The organism is Streptomyces sp. SID3343, from assembly GCF_009865215.1.
Lineage (GTDB): Bacteria > Actinomycetota > Actinomycetes > Streptomycetales > Streptomycetaceae > Embleya.
In genome coordinates this window covers 1-15,840 of record NZ_WWJX01000028.1, presented here as the reverse complement: position 1 = coordinate 15,840, position 15,840 = coordinate 1, and the positions used below count along the sequence as shown (strand labels likewise).

General features: G+C 71.4%; 13 protein-coding genes and 1 pseudogene. 5 read left to right on the top strand and 9 right to left on the bottom strand.

Annotation, left to right across the window (positions count from 1 at the left end):
- The first annotated feature begins 32 nt into the window (after nucleotides 1-32).
- The 3 genes from GT354_RS00865 to GT354_RS00855 all read left to right on the top strand — a co-directional run bounded on the left by GT354_RS00865 (nucleotide 33) and on the right by GT354_RS00855 (nucleotide 2,728).
- On the top strand, nucleotides 33-479 hold the full coding sequence (locus tag GT354_RS00865; RefSeq protein ID WP_161354198.1) for a hypothetical protein: 447 nt from the start codon (nucleotides 33-35) through the stop codon (nucleotides 477-479).
- Between the two features lie 189 nt (nucleotides 480-668).
- Nucleotides 669-1,511 (top strand): FadR/GntR family transcriptional regulator, encoded by an 843-nt coding sequence (locus tag GT354_RS00860; RefSeq protein WP_237534246.1) that lies wholly within the window; start codon nucleotides 669-671, stop codon nucleotides 1,509-1,511.
- Nucleotides 1,508-2,728 carry an MFS transporter gene (locus GT354_RS00855; protein WP_161354197.1) on the top strand — a complete coding sequence of 407 codons (1,221 nt, stop codon included), beginning with the start codon at nucleotides 1,508-1,510 and terminating at the stop codon, nucleotides 2,726-2,728. The genes GT354_RS00860 and GT354_RS00855 overlap by 4 nt, the downstream gene beginning before the upstream one ends.
- An 86-nt stretch (nucleotides 2,729-2,814) precedes the next feature.
- Here GT354_RS00855 and GT354_RS00850 read toward each other — a convergent pair whose 3' ends face one another.
- A complete protein-coding gene (locus GT354_RS00850; RefSeq protein ID WP_202511402.1) occupies nucleotides 2,815-3,702 on the bottom strand; it encodes an LLM class flavin-dependent oxidoreductase in 888 nt (295 codons plus the stop codon).
- Nucleotides 3,703-3,766: 64 nt separating this feature from the next.
- On the opposite strand from GT354_RS00850, the gene GT354_RS00845 reads away from it, so the two are divergent.
- The gene (locus tag GT354_RS00845) at nucleotides 3,767-4,570 is read left to right on the top strand and encodes an HAD family hydrolase (RefSeq protein ID WP_346011772.1); all 804 of its coding nucleotides are present in this window, start codon (nucleotides 3,767-3,769) and stop codon (nucleotides 4,568-4,570) included.
- Nucleotides 4,571-4,750: 180 nt separating this feature from the next.
- Nucleotides 4,751-5,725, top strand: coding sequence for a phosphotransferase (locus tag GT354_RS00840; protein ID WP_161354195.1), 975 nt, complete (start codon nucleotides 4,751-4,753; stop codon nucleotides 5,723-5,725).
- 146 nt (nucleotides 5,726-5,871) lie between these two features.
- On the opposite strand, the gene GT354_RS00835 is transcribed toward GT354_RS00840, so the two are convergent.
- From GT354_RS00835 to GT354_RS00800, 8 genes and pseudogenes are all read right to left on the bottom strand, one after another.
- On the bottom strand, nucleotides 5,872-7,512 hold the full coding sequence (locus GT354_RS00835; RefSeq protein ID WP_161354194.1) for a protein kinase: 1,641 nt from the start codon (nucleotides 7,510-7,512) through the stop codon (nucleotides 5,872-5,874).
- A 391-nt stretch (nucleotides 7,513-7,903) separates the two neighbouring features.
- Nucleotides 7,904-9,133 (bottom strand): protein kinase, encoded by a 1,230-nt coding sequence (locus GT354_RS00830; protein ID WP_161354193.1) that lies wholly within the window; start codon nucleotides 9,131-9,133, stop codon nucleotides 7,904-7,906.
- A 144-nt stretch (nucleotides 9,134-9,277) separates the two neighbouring features.
- Nucleotides 9,278-9,811 carry a bacterial proteasome activator family protein gene (locus GT354_RS00825; RefSeq protein ID WP_161354192.1) on the bottom strand — a complete coding sequence of 178 codons (534 nt, stop codon included), beginning with the start codon at nucleotides 9,809-9,811 and terminating at the stop codon, nucleotides 9,278-9,280.
- Between the two features lie 71 nt (nucleotides 9,812-9,882).
- Nucleotides 9,883-12,756, bottom strand: a complete 2,874-nt coding sequence (locus tag GT354_RS00820; RefSeq protein ID WP_161354191.1) for an FtsX-like permease family protein — start codon at nucleotides 12,754-12,756, stop codon at nucleotides 9,883-9,885.
- Nucleotides 12,753-13,478 carry an ABC transporter ATP-binding protein gene (locus GT354_RS00815; RefSeq protein WP_161354190.1) on the bottom strand — a complete coding sequence of 242 codons (726 nt, stop codon included), beginning with the start codon at nucleotides 13,476-13,478 and terminating at the stop codon, nucleotides 12,753-12,755. Before GT354_RS00815 ends, GT354_RS00820 begins: the two co-directional genes overlap by 4 nt.
- Nucleotides 13,479-13,539: 61 nt before the next feature.
- Nucleotides 13,540-14,118, bottom strand: a complete 579-nt coding sequence (locus GT354_RS00810; protein ID WP_161354189.1) for a PadR family transcriptional regulator — start codon at nucleotides 14,116-14,118, stop codon at nucleotides 13,540-13,542.
- A gap of 117 nt (nucleotides 14,119-14,235) precedes the next feature.
- Nucleotides 14,236-15,063 carry a hypothetical protein gene (locus GT354_RS00805; protein WP_161354188.1) on the bottom strand — a complete coding sequence of 276 codons (828 nt, stop codon included), beginning with the start codon at nucleotides 15,061-15,063 and terminating at the stop codon, nucleotides 14,236-14,238.
- A gap of 149 nt (nucleotides 15,064-15,212) precedes the next feature.
- Nucleotides 15,213-15,840: pseudogene (locus GT354_RS00800) on the bottom strand (hypothetical protein); the annotation flags it as partial.

Sequence of the window (15,840 nt, the reverse complement as noted above, 5' to 3'; positions counted from 1 at the left end):
CCACCCACCCGCCCCGGACCAGGAGTGCCCCGATGACCGTGCCCGCGACCGCAACCACCACCGCCCCCGACGCCCGGCACGACGTGCCCGCACACATCACGCACGGCGCCCCCACCCCGCGAGCCCCGCTCGTCCGGGCGCACGGCGGAAGCCGGCACTCCGGTTCGGCGGCGGCGTGGTCGGCGGCCACCGCCGACCTCGCCCGAATCACCTCGGCGACCGTGGGGATGCCGGTCCGGCGCAATCCGGGCCGACCCGCTCACCGCGCAGGTGCTCGGGTACCCACCGATCGGCCCGAACCGCCCGGCCGCCTCGTACCGGGCCCAGCCGGACCGCGGGCGGCGGGAGCCCCCGTCGACCTGGACGAGCAGGCGGGAGCCGGCCTCGCGGCGTTCCGCACGGACCACGCGTTCCGCCGACGCCTGGGCCGCACCCACGCCCATCGGCTCCGGCCACGGGTCGTTCCGACACAACGTTGACCAGCGGGGCCGGGGCACCGGGGCCGGGCGGGGGCGGGCTGCCCCACCCGGCCCCTGCCCGATGCCCCAAGCCCACCTCGCCCCAAAGCCCACCTCGCCCCACCCGCTCCCCGAAAACCTCACCCAACCAAATGCATCTTGCATCTACTTGTAGGATGACTGGGCAACCCCACGAATTCGGGAGAGTCCATGTCGCTTCAGGCCGCCGGTCGACGCTCGCTCGTCGATGATGCGATCGATCAGCTTCGGGCCCAGCTCACGGCCGGCACCTGGCCGGTCGGGTCGCGGATCCCCAGCGAAAGCGTGATCGCCGAGCGGCTGCGGGTGGGCCGCAACACGGTGCGGGAGGCGATTCGCGTCCTCGCCCACGCCGGGATGCTGGAGTCCTTGCAGGGCGACGGGACCTATGTACGGTCCACGACCGACCCCGGCGATCTGATCCGCCAGATCGAGCACGCGGACCTGCGGGACATCTTCGAGATGCGCCGCGCACTCGACGTCGAGGCCGCCCGGCTGGCGGCGCAGAGACGCGACGTGGACGACCTGCTCCGCATCCGGACCGCGCTCGCGGGACGCGGCGCGGCCGACGGTAGCGCGGACAGCCCCGAGCCGCACGACTTCGACCGGGGAGACGTGCCCGAGGGCGAACTCGACGACCTGGTCGAGTGCGACGTCGCCTTCCACACCGCGATCGCGGTCGCGTCGCACAACTCGGCGATGGTCAAGACCTACCAGTGGTTCAGCGACTCGCTGTGGCGCAGCATCCGCACCGTGGTCGGCGACGGCACGCTGCCGGACGCGTCGCACGCGCTGCACGTCGCGCTGGCCGACGCGATCGAGGCGAGCGATCCGGACGCGGCCGAGGCGGCGGTGCGGCAGATCCTCGAACCCGCGGTCATCGCGCTGGACGCACTCCTTGCGCCCCGCGACCAACCACGCGAGCGCTCGCCGGAGCACCGACAAGCACACCACCGACCACACGACCGCTCGAACGAGCACCAACCGCCCCACCACTCGGAGCACGGCGCATGAGCACCACCAACGTCCGCATATCCTCAAGCACCACGGCCAAGACGACCGGTGGGGCGTTGCTGCTCGCCGGCATCGTGCTGATCGCGCTGAACATGCGCGCGGGTCTGTCGAGTGTGTCGCCGCTGGTGGGCGAACTGCGCGACGTGTTCCATCTGTCGGCGACCACGGGCAGCCTGATCACCGCCATACCGGTGCTGTTCCTGGGACTGATCTCGCCGCTGGCGCCGATCGCGGCCCGCCGGTTCGGTACCGAGGCGGTGCTCCTCGGCGCGCTGGTCGTGGTGGGCGTCGGGATCCTGCTGCGGGTCGTGCCCAACCTGGGGGCGCTGTTCGCGGGCGGGGCGCTCGTGGGCGCGGGCATCGCGGTCCTGAACGTGCTGATGCCCGGGGTGGTCAAGCGTGAGTTCCCCGACCGCGCCGCGACCATGATCGGCGTCTACAGCGCCGCCATGGTGTTCGGCGCAGCGGTGTCGGCGGGGGCGACCGTGCCGCTGGAGAACGCCATCGGGCACGGCTGGCAGCCGGCGATCGGGTTCTGGGCGGTGCTCGCGTTCGCGGCCGTGGCGGTGTGGCTGCCGCACGTGCGCCGGCGGCGCGGGACGGTCGCGGCGGCGATGCCGCACGTTCCCGGATTGTGGAAGTCGCGACTGGCGTGGCTGGTGACCGGGTTCATGGGGTTGCAGTCGTTGCTGTTCTACGTACTGCTCGCGTGGATGCCCACGATCCTGACGGACAACGGGATCAGCAAGGGGACCGCGGCGGCGATCTTCGCCTTCAACACGTTCGTGCAGATCCCCGCGTCGCTCGCGGGGTCGGTCATCGCGGGACGGATGCGGAACCAGAGTTGGTTGGTGGTCGGCTCCATCGGACTGGTGGCGACCGGATATGTCGGACTGATGGTGGCACCGGCGGGCGGCGCGTGGCTGTGGGCCGTAGTGCTGGGGTTGGGCCAGGGTGGGGCCGTGTCGCTGGCGCTCACGTTGATCGTGCTGCGGTCGCCGGACCCCAATACCGCGGCCCAGTTGTCGGGGATGGCCCAGGCGGTGGGCTACGTGTTCGCCGCGTTCGGACCGTTGGCCGCCGGCGCGCTGCATCAGGTGACGGACGGGTGGACCGTGCCGATCGTGTTGATGCTGGTCCTTTGCGTCTGTGCACTGGCCTGCGGCATCGGGGCTTCTCGGCCGGAGCACGTACGGGTCGGGCGGGTGGGCGAGTAGCCCTGGCGGCGCGGGATTCGTCCCCACCCGACGCCCTCACCACCCGCTCCGCCCACCCCTGACGCCCCTTCCTCGGGCAATCTCCGTCAGCGGATCTGCGGCAGCGCCTTGTCCGCGATCTGCTCGAAGACGGTCCGGTCCGTCGCGAACGGACTGTCCGGAATGGGCTGGTGGAGAAGCAGTTCGGTGATGCCCGCCTCCGCGTAGCGGCCCGCGAAGTCGACGAAGGCGTCGACCGACTCCAGCGGGCGCTCCCGGGTCGAGCCGGTGAGCAGGATGCGGTCCAGGTCCTCGACGTCTCGGCCCGCCCGGACGCACGCGTCGGTCAGGCGGGCGACCTGGGTCGAGACCGTCGCCAGGCACTCGTCGGGGGTCAGCTCGCCGGCCCGCTCGGCGTCGCCGAAGGTGACCCACGCCTGGCCGTGCCGGGCCGCCAGGGCCATGCCGCGCGGGCCGGTCGCGGCGATCGCGAACGGTACCCGCGGGGTCTGCACGCAGCCGGGGATCATCCGGGCCTCGTCCGCGCTGTAGAAGCGGCCCTCGTACGTCGTCGCCGGGTCGGTCAGCAGCCGATCCGTCAGCTCGACGAACTCGGCGAACCGGTCGGCCCGTTCGCGCGCCGACCACTGCCGCTGCCCGAGTGCCGTCGCGTCGAACCCGGTGCCGCCCGCCCCCACGCCCAGCGTGAAGCGCCCTCCCGAGACGTCGTCGATGCCCATGACGTCCTTGGCCAGCGTGACCGGGTGGCGAAAGTTCGGCGACGTCACCATCGTGCCCAGGCGGATCCGCTCGGTCACGGCCGCGGCGGCGGTGAGCGTGGTGACCGCGCCGAACCACGGCTGCTCGCGGAAGCTGCGCCAGGACAGATGGTCGTACGTCCAGGCCGAATCGAAACCGACGTCCTCCGCCCATCGCCACGACGCGGCGGCTCGGCTCCAACGGTCCACTGGCAAGATCACGATTCCGGCGCGCATGGTCAACGAGCCTAACCCGACCGGCGCCGGCCACGAAGAATCGTTCCTGAGCGAGGATGTACACGTGACGATCACGAATCGCCCGCGTCTTGTGGCCACCGACCTCGACGGCACCATCGTGCGCGACGACGGGTCGATCTCCGAACGTACACTCGCCGCCCTCGAACTCGTCGAGTCCTCCGGCGCGGAGGTCGTCTTCGTGACAGGCCGCCCACCACGCTGGATGCGCCAGGTCGCGAAGGTCACCGGCCACCACGGCCTGGCCATCTGCGGCAACGGCGCCGTGGTGTACGACCTGCGCGCCGAGCGCCTGGTCGGTACCCACCCGATGGACGTCACCGCCGCCCGCAAGGTGGTCCGCCTGTTGCGCGAGGCCGTCCCCGACGTGACGTTCGCGGTGGAGACCGAGACCGGCTTCATGCACGAACCGGGCTATCCCGTCCTCCCACGCGACGTGTCGATCGTGCATGCCGTCGGCCCGGTCGAGGATCTCCTGAACGGCCCCGTACTCAAACTGCTCGCCCGGCACGAGACCCTCGACCCCGACGCGTTCCTCGCGCTCGCGCGCGACCGGGCCGGGGCGTACGCCGAGTTCACCCACTCGTCCGCGATCGCCCTCGTCGAGATCAGCGCGCTGGGGATCAGCAAGGCCAGTACCCTCGCGTGGTTTTGCACGCAGCGCGGGATCCGGACCGAGGACGTCGTCGCGTTCGGCGACATGCCCAACGACCTGCCGCTGCTCGCGTGGGCCGGGCAGGCGTACGCGGTCGCCAACGCACATCCGGACGTACTCGCCGCCGTAGAGCGACACACCGCGAGCAACCAGGACGACGGCGTCGCCCAGGTCATCGAGAAACTGTTCGGCTGAACCGGCGAAACCCGACCCTGCTCACCCTCGGCCGGCCCCCGACCCTCGGCGATCTCCTCGAACGCGTGACACGAAAGACACGCTTACGCGTGAAGGCTGCACACCGTAGTCATTTCATCTCTTCGGGTGACATACATTGACGGCGTGTACAGACCCTCCCGGCCAGAGTCCCCACTGGCTGTGACGATCGACCGCTATCGCATCGGCGAGGCCGTGTCCTTCCGGCCCGTCGCCGAAGGCCTCCTCAATCGAGGCTACGAGGTCGTCACCACCAGGGGACGCTGGTTTCTCAAGCATTATCTGGACCAACGACCCGAGACCATCCGCTTTCAGCACCGCGCGACCCAGCGGCTCGCCGCGTGCGGCCTGCCCGCGGTCCCACCCGTGGCCGATCGCCGCGGTCGCACCGTACTGGCCCGGCGCGGGCGCCTGTTCGCGCTGTACCCGTGGGTGGACGGCACCCACCGGCGCGGCGCCGAGCTCGACGCCCGCGGCTGCGCCCGGGTGGGCGCGCTGCTCGGTGGCGTGCATGTCATGCTCCCCCGGCTGCTGCCACCCGTCCAGCAGCCGCTGCTGGTCCCGACCGCCGATCCGCACGAATCACTCGTCACCATCGAGCGTCTGCTCGGCCGGATCCGAGCCCGCCCCGCGGGCGACGAGTTCGACCGGCTCGCGGAACTGCGCACGATCGAACGGCGCGCGATGCTCCTGCGGCACGCGCATCGTCGACCGTCCGACCACGAGGCACCGCGCACGGGCTACGTGCACGGCGACTTCCATCCGCTGAACCTGCTCTACCAAGGCGACGAACCCGCCGCGATCATCGACTGGGACCGGCTCGCGGCGTTGCCCGACACCGAGGAAGTGGTGCGCGCCGCGCTGATCTTCTTCACCGACGCGATCAGCGGCACGCTCGACCTCGATCGGGTGCGGGCGTTCATCCGCGGCTATCGGGGTGTGGTCGATCCCGGGTCGACCCAACTCGTGGCCGCCGTGCATCGCCTGTGGTGGGAGCGCCTGAACGATTTCTGGATGCTCACTCGGCACTACGTCGAGAACGATCCACGCTGCGATCCACTCTTCCCCGCGTCCGCCGCGCTGATCGTGTGGTGGACGCTGGCCTACGACGAGGTTCTGGAGGCCTTCCTGGGCTGACCGGGCGCCACCGACCGACCGCAGCCGCTGGGCCGACCCGCCGACATGACAAAACCCGCGCGAGCCACCGATCGTGGGTCGCGCGGGTTTCGACGTCGGACCCGCTCGGGGCCTCGGGACCAGGGCTTCAAGTCGAGGCCGCGAAGTCAGGACTTGGTATCGCTGCCCGGCGGAGGGGCTGTGCCGTTGCCCCCGTTGCCGCCGCTGCCACCCGTCGGCGGGGGCGGATCGGTGTGGCCGGCACCACTGGTCGCGCCCGTGGTCGGTGTGCTGCCGCCGGTCGTGGCGGGCGCGGTGGGCTGCGTCGGGCGAGTGGACGACGTCGCCGGTGCGGACGGCGTGGTGGTCGGGCGGGTCTGGTTGTTGTTGCCGCCCGAGTTCTGCCCGTTGTTCTCGCGCTGGGTGTACGTCGGGTTCGACGTCCACTTCGAGCCGGACGTCGGAAAGCCGTTCTGACCACTCGACGAGTTCTTGTCGCCTGCGGTCGGGGGCGGGTTGGTGTTGACGGCTCCCGGCGCCGGCGCAGCGTCGGAGGCGGTCTGCGACGGGCCCTCCGACGGCTTGTCGTTCGAGGCCTTTTTGTCGTCGCCGCCCAGCAACCCCCGCTGCACGAGCACCGCGCCGAGCACGATCACGAGCACCGCGAGGACGGCCAGCAGATAGATCGGAAGCTTGCGCCGGTGCTGCGACTCGCGCTCCGGCAGGATCGGCATCGCCCCGGTGCCGCCGTCGTTGGTCTGCGGTCGGGGCCCGGTCGCGGTCCCGCCGCCGATCGACGGCATCGCCGCCGTGGGCTCGGTCGTTGCGGTTTGCCCGGGCGCCGCGGCGGCCTGGCTCCACGAACCGAACGCTGGCCGCTGCTGCGACTGCGTCGGCACCCGCGGCGGCACGGCCACCGAAACCTGCTGTCCGGCCAGCGCGCGCCGAATGTCCATCCGCATCTCGTCGGCGGTCTGGTAGCGATCGTCGGGGTTCTTCGCGAGCGCCTTGAGCGCGATCGCGTCCAGGTGCGGCGGTACGCGCGGGTCGGTCATCGACGGCGGCCGCGGATCGTCCTGCACGTGCTGGTAGACGACCGACAACGGGGTGTCCCCGTTGAACGGCGGACGCAGTGCGAGCAGTTCGTAGAGCATGCAACCGCTGGAATAGAGGTCGCTGCGCGCATCGACGGTGCGGCCCAGGGCCTGCTCCGGCGAAAGGTACTGCGGGGTGCCCATGACCATGCCGGTCTGGGTCATCGTGGTCGCCGCGCTGTGCATCGCGCGCGCGATGCCGAAGTCCATCACCTTGACCGCGCCGGAGTTGGTGATGATCACGTTCGCGGGCTTGATGTCGCGGTGGATGATGCCGTGGCGATGGCTGTACTCCAGCGCCTCCAGGATCCCCTCGGTGATCCGCAGCGCCTGCTCCAGCGGTATGGGGTTGCCTTCGCCGAGCAGTTCGCGGACCGTACGGCCCTCGACGCACTCCATCACGATGAACGGCACCAGCTCGTCGCCGACCTGGTCCTCGCCGGTGTCGTACACCGACACGATCGCGGGGTGGTTGAGCGACGCCGCGTTCTGCGCCTCACGGCCGAACCGCGAACGGGCGACCGGGTCCTGGGCGAGGTCGGGACGCAGCGTCTTGACCGCGACGGTACGGCCGAGCCGCACGTCGTGGGCCATCAGCACCTCGGCCATGCCACCCCGGCCGAGTTGCCGGCCCAGCTCGTAGCGGCCCGAGCCGACGGTCTTCACCTGTGTGCCGGACGCCTCGATGTCGTCCGGTCCCTGCGGCGGGGTCATCGCTCCTCGCCCTGCGCGTCGGGGCGACCCACGTGGGGGCGCCGAACTGTGGCGAAGCGGTCCACCGCGAGCAGGGGAGCGCGGACACCACCACCGATGCGGGGAAGCACGACGGTTCCAACGATCGGAGGAACGCAAAGGCACGCCGACGTCGAGGCCGACGTGACGAGCAAGGATCGGGTGCCCATCATCGACCGTCCCCTCGCGTGGGGCCGGAGCGCGGGCCCGCGCCCAAGTGCAGATGAAATGTGGTGCATCCTCGCTTCAAGTCCCGAAACGATATCGGGATCAGCGGTACTCCCGTGCGAAGTGCCCATGGTAACGGGAATTCGGGGTCCCGCCGGAGCCCGGAACCGGCCGATTCGCGACCGGCCGCGCAGGCCGGTCGCAGTCATCGCAACATCAGAATCGACGTCAGGACGGCCAGCACACCCAAGACCGCGGCCGCGAACGCCGCACCCGTACCCGACTTCCGGTTCGAAACGCCCGGCGCGCTGTGCGCGCCCGCCGAACGCGCGCGCGGCCCGAACCCGGAGAGCACGCGCGCCCACGGCGGAGCACCGGGAGACAGCCGCGACGGGCGCGACGCCTCGTGACCCACGGGTGCCGAAGGGCCCGAGAAGGCCGCCCGCCCGGACGCAACCGAAGGAACCGAAGGAACCGAAGGAACCGACGACCCCGCGAGGCCCCCCGGTGCGCCCTGGCCCGCCTGCGCCGGCACCCCCGCGCCGTACAGGACCGAGTCCCACACGTCCGCCGGCAGGATCGAGCGGACCGCGTCACGCATCCGCCCGGCGGTGTCGTAACGCAGATTCGGGTCCTTGCGCAGCGCGAACAACACGAGGTCGTCGACCGCGCTCGGGACGTCCGGCCGGTAGGCCGACGGCGGCGTCGGATCCTCGCGCATGTGCCGATACGCGATGTGTACTGCCGTGCCACCGTCGAACGGCGGGACTCCGACGAGCAGTTCGTGCAACAGGCAGCCGACCGAGTACAGGTCGCTGCGGGTGGAGGCCGGATGACCGAACGCCTGTTCGGGCGAGAAGTATTGCGGCGTCCCCATGATCCGACCCGGATCGGTGAGCGCGCCGTCGGTGTTGAACAACGCCCGAGCGATCCCGAAGTCCATCACCTTGACCGAGCCGGCCGGCGTGATCATCACGTTCACCGGCTTGATGTCGCGGTGCACGAGCCCACGCGCGTGGCTGTACTCCAAGGCGTCGAGCACCTTCGCGGTGATCGCCAGCGCCCTCGGCCACGGCACCGGGCCGTGCGCCTCCAGCAGGTCGCGCAGGGTCAGCCCCTGGACGAGTTCCATCACGATCCACGGGACGAGCACGCCGTCCTCGCCGGGGTCGGCGCCCGTGTCGAAGACCCTGACGATCGTCTGGTGGTCGAGACCGGCCGCGTGCTCCGCCTCGCGCGCGAAGCGGGAACGGGCGATGACGTCCTCGGCCAGATCGCTGCGCAGGCGCTTGACCGCGACGATCCGATCGAGCATCAGGTCGTGCGCCTCGAAGACGACGGCCATGCCGCCGCCGCCGATCCGACGCCCCGTGCGATATCGCCCGCCACCGAAGACACGCCCGCTCGCGCGAGCCGGATCTCCCGAAACGGTCACCTCAGACCGCCCTCCACGCTCGACGACTCACCCGCGGACTCGGGTACCGCTCGGTGTATCGCACTTCGGTCGACCGCAAGCACAAGGACGGCTCCCGTCGCGCCTTCGACAGCCTGTCAGAGACACGACGGGAGCGCAGCGGGCCTAGAGGTACGGACCCGATTGGGTATGCGGCGGCTCGGTCTGCCCACCCGGACCCATGCCGGGCGGCAGCGCCCGACGCATCGTCTCCAGCTGCGCGCGAGCCGCCATCTGCTGGGCGAACAACGCAGTCTGAATGCCGTGGAAGAGCCCTTCCAGCCATCCCACGAGCTGAGCCTGCGCGATCCGCAGCTCCGACTCGCTGGGCACCGAGTCGTGCGTGAACGGAAGCGAGAGTCGTTCCAGTTCCTCGACCAGCTCCGGGGCGAGCCCCTTCTCCAGTTCCTTGATCGAACTGGCGTGGATCTCCTTGAGTCGGACCCGGCTCGCCTCGTCGAGAGGAGCCGCGCGCACCTCCTCCAGAAGCTGCTTGATCATGCTCCCGATGCGCATGACCTTGGCCGGCTGTTCCACCATCTCGGTGACCGCGAGCTCACCGCCCGCCTCGCCGATTCCGCCGCCGAGCGCCATGCCATCCGGCCCGACGATCACCACCTGCGGATTCTCACCATTCGCTTCGCTGTTCGGCGTATCCATACATCTCATCCTAGGGTCCGCCTTAACCGTCCCGGCGGATCGGGAAGGCGGACCTCCGGGGCGGCGAACAGTTACGCGGTCCTGCCGCGCACCATGGCGCGCGATCGGGTCAGCAGCGCCGCGAGCAGGGCCGCGAGCAACGGCAGTACGACGAGCGCGACACCCATCTGGGCCCACGGGATCACCGTCTCGGGCGCGTGCAGGTCGCGCTTGGCCACGTCCGGCATCGCGTCCCACACGGACGACCGCTGACCGCGCCGCACGACCACGCCGGCGAGCAGGCCCGCCCCGAGTCCGAGCACCGTGCCCAGGAAGGCGATCACCCCGCTCTGGAACGCCGACAGCCGGCGCCGGACCCCCGGCGGAGCGCCCACCGAACCGAGCGTCGCGAGGTCCTTCTGCGAGTCGGCCAACGCGAGCCCGGTCGCCACTCCGGACGCGCCGACCGTGACCACCAGGGCGAACACCGCCAGCAGGAGCATCCGCGCGTCGTCCTTGCCCTGGAAGCCGCGCTCGACGAACACGAAGGACTGCCCGGAGATCTTGGCCATCCGGTCCTCAAGTGCCTGCACCTTGGCATCCGAGGGCGGTTCTCCCGCGTCGTACACGAGTCCGGCCGGTTCCACGCGCGCACCGATCGTGCGCGCGGCCTCGGACGAGAGGAACATGACGCCGGGCGGGAAGGGCGCCCGAATCTCGACGGCGGGCACCCGATGGACGGGCTCGGGCACGGCAGGCTGGGACACGGCGTGCTCCGGCCCGCCGGCCATGCCCGGCGGATACTCGGGTCGCCCACCCTCCAGTGCCCGCACGGCGACCGTTCCGTCGGGGGCGACGTAGCCGGGCTCGAACAGCACGATCCCGCCGCGGGACAACACGTCGGCGGCGCGCGGGTCGTTCGCGCCGGTCAACCTGCGCAATGCCTCCGCGTCACCCACCACCGACATGAAGTAGCCGCCATGGCCGGACGAGCATCTGGGGTCGCCGATCAGGTGCATGCGTTCGTCGTCGGTCATCGGTCTGCCGGTTTCCATCGGGCACAGGAACTCGGGCAGTTTCTCCGGCCGAAAGTCGACACACGACCCGTCCGGGGTGCACGCGCCCTTGGGCACGCCCAGCGTGCTGCCCTTTGTGGCGGGGAGCAGGTCCTCCACGGTCCGCCTCGCCTCCTGGGCCTGGGCCTGGGTCAGGGGCGGCTCCTCGAACGGGCTGCCGTAGGACGGAGTGCGCCCGGGAAAGCCGATCAGGACGTGGTTGGCCGGGCCGCCGGCCCGGTAGCGATTCCGGTTGTCCTGGGTCTCGCTCTGCCACAGCACCGCGATCACCACCGAGCCCGCCACGGCGGCCATCACCGCGGCCACCGCCGGCGCGCTGCGGGTGCGGCTGCGGGCCGCGTCGCGCAGGGCCAGGCGCGGACTCAGCGGCAGGAAGCGGCCGAGCTTCGCGGTCGCGCCGATCAGTGCCGGGCAGCACGCGACGAGGCCGAGTTCGGCCAGGACCACGCCCGCGAGGATCACCTCGTCGTTCGGCGCGCCGGAGCCGAACATCGCGACCGCGACGCCGAGGGCGGTGACCGCGGTGCCCACCGTCGGCAGCACCCGCGAACTCCCGCGCACCCCGCGACGCCCGGTCAGCGACGCGGCGATGTCCTCGCGGGCCGCGAGCCACGCCGGGATGAGCGCCGCGGCAACGCCGACCGCGACGCCCACCGCGCCGATGCCGAGCAGTTCCACGGCGTGCGCGTCGTAGCGGCCGAGGATCTTGCCTGATCTCTCGGCGAACCACCCGCGCAGCGCGGCGGCGGCGATCAGCCCCAACCCCGTACCGACGATGGCGCCGACCGCGCCCAGGACCACCCCTCCGGCCAGGACCACACCGCCGATGTGCCGGCGGCTGCCGCCGGCGACCCCGATCAGCCCCAGTTCGCGCCGCTTGCGCCGCGCGCCGACCGCGAAGGCCGGCCCCGCGAGCAGGACCATCTCCAAAAGCCCCAAGCCCAGGCCGATGCCGGCGAGCCTGAGTTCGCGCGAGTCGATCCACTGCTGCGGCGAGTCGAACCGCGGTACCTGCGACGCGGCCGGCGGATGCGCGAGGACGTGGGCCGACTTGACCACGACACCCTGCTTGTTGGCCTCCAGCACTTCGGACCAGGACACCCCGCCGGGGACCCGAACGAGCATCCGGTCCTCGGTGGGGGGAATCCGGGCCGTCCCGGGCAGCCCGCGCATCGTGTCGAGCATGCTGCCCGGTCGGGCGATCACCGTTTGGTCGTTGAGCGAGTTCGGCAGGTCCACGGTGCCGACGATGCGAAACGTACGACCCGTGGACAGCTCGACCAGTTGCCCGCCGACCCGGTATCCGGCCGTCTTGCGCAGCGCCTCGGTGACCACGACCTCGTCGGCGGTAGCGGGAGCCCGGCCCTTGCGTTGGAAGACCATGCCCTTCGCGAGCGGCTCGGCGTAGTCGAATTCGCGAATCTGCGCACTGGTGCGTCCGTGTGCGGTGGACACCGCGGCGAAGGAGTGCCGGTCGGTCAGCCGCTCGGTCACACCGGGGATCGAGGCGCCGGGGTCACGCGGCGGTTCGGTCGTGGCCGGGTCGGGCTCCGGCATGGCGACGGCCGACCGGGATGCGGGCGGCCGGCCGGACGTGTCCATGCCCGCGGGCCGATACTCGGTGGCGTCGGGCGTCTGCCGGATTCCCCCGGGCATTGCGCTGCCACCGATTCCACCGCCGACGTCCTGCACCCACGCGTCGGCGGTCCCCATCGAGCGCGAAATCGTCTCGTCGGTGTCCAGTTGCACACTGCGCCAGGTCACGTCGGCGGCGCTCATCCCGAGCACCGGGATCGCGATCATCGCCACGATCAGCGCGCTGCGGCCCTTGGCCCGCAACGCGTCCCGGCGGGCGATCCGCAGGACGGCGCGCCACGAGCCGAGGCTCATCGCGAACCACCTTGTGACAGCAGCGACTCGGCGCCGGCGCCGGGACCCGTGTCGTCCACGAGTCGACCGTCGCGCAGGAAGACGATCCGGTCCGCCCACGCCGCGTGCCGCGCCTCGTGGGTCACCAGGACCACCGCCGCCCCGGCCTCGCACCGCGAGCGCAGCACCCGCAGGATCGCCTCGCCGGTCGTCGAGTCGAGCGCGCCCGTCGGCTCGTCGGCAAGGACCAGTCGGCGCTTGCCCACCAACGCACGGGCGATCGCGACACGTTGTTGCTGGCCGCCGGACATGTCGTCGGGGAAACGGTCGCCGAAGTGCGCGAGGCCGACCTCGGTCAAGGCCTCCTGGGCGCCGGCGCGCGCCTTGCGGATCGACTCGCCGTCCAGTTCCAGCGGCAGGGCGACGTTCTCCACCGCGGTCAGCGCGGGCACCAGATTGAGATCCTGGAAGACGTAGCCGACGCTGCGTCGCCGGATCGCGGCCATCCGGCGGCGGTTGAGCTCGCCCAGGTCCTGGCCCTCGACCAGGATCCGACCGCTGGTCGGGCTGTCGAGGCCGCCCGCGAGCATCAGCAGCGTCGACTTGCCCGATCCGCTCGGTCCCATCACGGCGAGCATCTCGCCCGGGGCCACGGCCAGGTTCACCTCGGCCAGCGCCTCGACCCGGACGTCGCCTTTTCCGTGGACCCGTCCTACCGACTCGAGTTTCAGTACCGGTTCCACGCTGCCCCCTGCGCCAGTGCCGAACGTGTCCGTCGTCTGCGTGCCGTCGTCTGCGTGCCTGTCACCTGCGTGCCTTGCGTCCGCGCGTGGGCGCCGGGGCGTCGGCCGGCGGCAACGGCGTCCGCTCGGCCGCCTGTCGGGCGAGCCGGGCCTCGCAGTGGTCGAGCCAGCGCACCTCGGCCTCCGCGTGGAAGATCAGCGACTCCAGGACGAGTTGCCACGCCAGGTCGTCCTGGGCCGCGCCGGTCTTGAGCCGGGTGTAGTCCTGCAACGCCCGCAAGGTGTGCGCGCGTTGGCGCTGCACCACCTCGGTGACGTCGACACCCGGCACGCTCACGGCCATCGCGAGCTTGATCGCGAGCTCGTCCCGCGGCGGATTGGTCCGCGACACGGGGGCCTCGAACCACGCCCGCAGTTCGGTCCGACCCTTGTCGGTGATCTTGAAGAAGACGTGCCCCTCGACGTCCTCGCCGTCGGGTTCGACGAAGCCGTCGCGGTCGAGACGGCCGAGCGTCGTATAGACCTGGCCGACGTTCAGCGGCCAGGTCGAACCGGTGTGCGCCTCGAACTCGCTGCGGAGCTGGTATCCGTAGCGGGGGCCCTGGTCGAGCAAAGCCAGGAGGCCGTGTTTGATGGACATACCGAGTATGTATACCCGGTATGCTCAAGATCGCAAGGCCGCGGACGCCGAGGGTTGTCGATGGCAGGCGAGAAAGGCCGAGGGATCGTCGAAGAAATCAGCGAAAGTCCGGCCGGATCAGGAGCAGACGAAGTTGATGTCGAGCCGCTTCGTCTGGGCGTAGGCCGCCGGCTGCAGGACACGCAGTTGGATGGTGCCCTTGAGCTTGCCGAAGATTTGCGGCGGCACTCGCCAGGGCACCGACAGGGTCTGCTGGCGCGCGCCGGAACCGGTGAACACCAGATAGTCGATCGGCCACGTCCACAAGCCGTCGAACACCCACTGGTACACGATGTCGCCCGGACCGCCGTCGACGAGCACGGTGCCGGAGAAAACCACTTCGTCGACGCCGTTGCAACGCACCCTGGCGCCGTTCGGGCGGTCGCTGTTGACCCGGACCTCGGTCACCCGCAGGCGCTTGTCGGCGGGCGGAGGAGGGCTCTCGCCGCCGCCCGAGCCGGTGGTGGGAACCGGCGTCGTGCCACCGCCGCCGCCGGTGGTGGTGGTCGTGGTCGCCGGCGCGGAAGGCGTCGTGCCCGGCTGGGCGGAGGCGGTTCGGCCGGGTGTGTTGCCGCCGGTCGACGGCGCCGCGGGAGGCGGCGCGGTCACCGTGGCGGTCACGGTGACGGTGGCCTGGGGCAGCGGCTGTGCGGCCCCGGGCGTGGTCGAAGGCGGCGGGATCGTGCCTGCGGGGTCCGGCGCGCCGGCCTGGCCGGGCGCCGCCTCGACGCTCTGGTCCTGCGCGGGCAGTTGCGGTGGGATGGACGCCGGCGAGGGCGCGGATCCGTCCCGACGTCGCGGTGTGCCGGGGGTGGGGCCGTACAGATTGGTGAGCACGAGCAACGTGATGAGAGCCAGCGCGATGATCGTCGGTGCCAGAGGTATCCGCCGGTCAAAGCTGCGCATGGACCACATCACGCCTCCTTCCCCACCCGTTGGACGTTGCCGGAAGGTATCTCACCATCACGGTCTGCGCCCCTGACGAGCCTGCACCGTTCCTCCACGATGCGCCAGACGCACAGTCTGCCCCCCGGAGCCGACGTTCGTCCCGTTCGTTACCGTCGTCTCGGCGGCCGGGAGAGTCGGACGAGCAGCCCGCCGGCGCAGAGGATACCCGCTCCACCGAGGGCGAGCAGGGTCGGATCGAGCACGTCCGACCCGGTTCGCGGCAGGCTGGGCTGCGGTAGTGGCGGCCAAGTCGTGACCCCGGACGGGTCCGGCCCGCTCGTGGACGGGTCGGCGGCGGCGCCTGGAGACGAACTCGGGGACGTACCCGGGGACGGGCCCGCAGGCGTGCCCGGGGACGGAGCCTGGGGCGGCCCCGGAGGGGCACCGGGGGAGGGCGTGGTCGGGGGTGGTACCACCGTGAGCACCGGCCGGTGCTCCATGAGATACCAGGCCACGACCCGACCTCCGGAGCGCACGGCGTACACGTCGGGGCGCTCCTCCGCGGTGATCTCCGCCCCCCACGACCGCAGTTCCGCCGGCCCGTCGTCACCGCCCGCGAGGATCAGCAGGCCCTCGCCGTCCAGGACCGCCTGCCCGGACTCGTCGGTGACCGGGCGCACGCCGTGCAGGGCGAGGCGGTCGAGCAGGCGCTCCCACTCCTGCGGGGTGGGGGCCCTCGTCACCGGCGGCGGTTTCGGCGCCCGGTCGGGTGCGGGGCTCGCGTCGGCCGGCGGG

What these genes read in the sequence shown, in the direction of transcription:
- GT354_RS00805 (WP_161354188.1), bottom strand. Translation starts at nt 15,063, where the DNA reads ATGCGCAGCTTTGACCGGCGGATACCTCTGGCACCGACGATCATCGCG.
- GT354_RS00810 (WP_161354189.1), bottom strand. Translation starts at nt 14,118, where the DNA reads ATGTCCATCAAACACGGCCTCCTGGCTTTGCTCGACCAGGGCCCCCGC.
- GT354_RS00835 (WP_161354194.1), bottom strand. Translation starts at nt 7,512, where the DNA reads ATGACCCCGCCGCAGGGACCGGACGACATCGAGGCGTCCGGCACACAG.
- GT354_RS00855 (WP_161354197.1), top strand. Translation starts at nt 1,508, where the DNA reads ATGAGCACCACCAACGTCCGCATATCCTCAAGCACCACGGCCAAGACG.
- GT354_RS00850 (WP_202511402.1), bottom strand. Translation starts at nt 3,702, where the DNA reads ATGCGCGCCGGAATCGTGATCTTGCCAGTGGACCGTTGGAGCCGAGCC.
- GT354_RS00820 (WP_161354191.1), bottom strand. Translation starts at nt 12,756, where the DNA reads ATGAGCCTCGGCTCGTGGCGCGCCGTCCTGCGGATCGCCCGCCGGGAC.
- GT354_RS00860 (WP_237534246.1), top strand. Translation starts at nt 669, where the DNA reads ATGTCGCTTCAGGCCGCCGGTCGACGCTCGCTCGTCGATGATGCGATC.
- GT354_RS00825 (WP_161354192.1), bottom strand. Translation starts at nt 9,811, where the DNA reads ATGGATACGCCGAACAGCGAAGCGAATGGTGAGAATCCGCAGGTGGTG.
- GT354_RS00865 (WP_161354198.1), top strand. Translation starts at nt 33, where the DNA reads ATGACCGTGCCCGCGACCGCAACCACCACCGCCCCCGACGCCCGGCAC.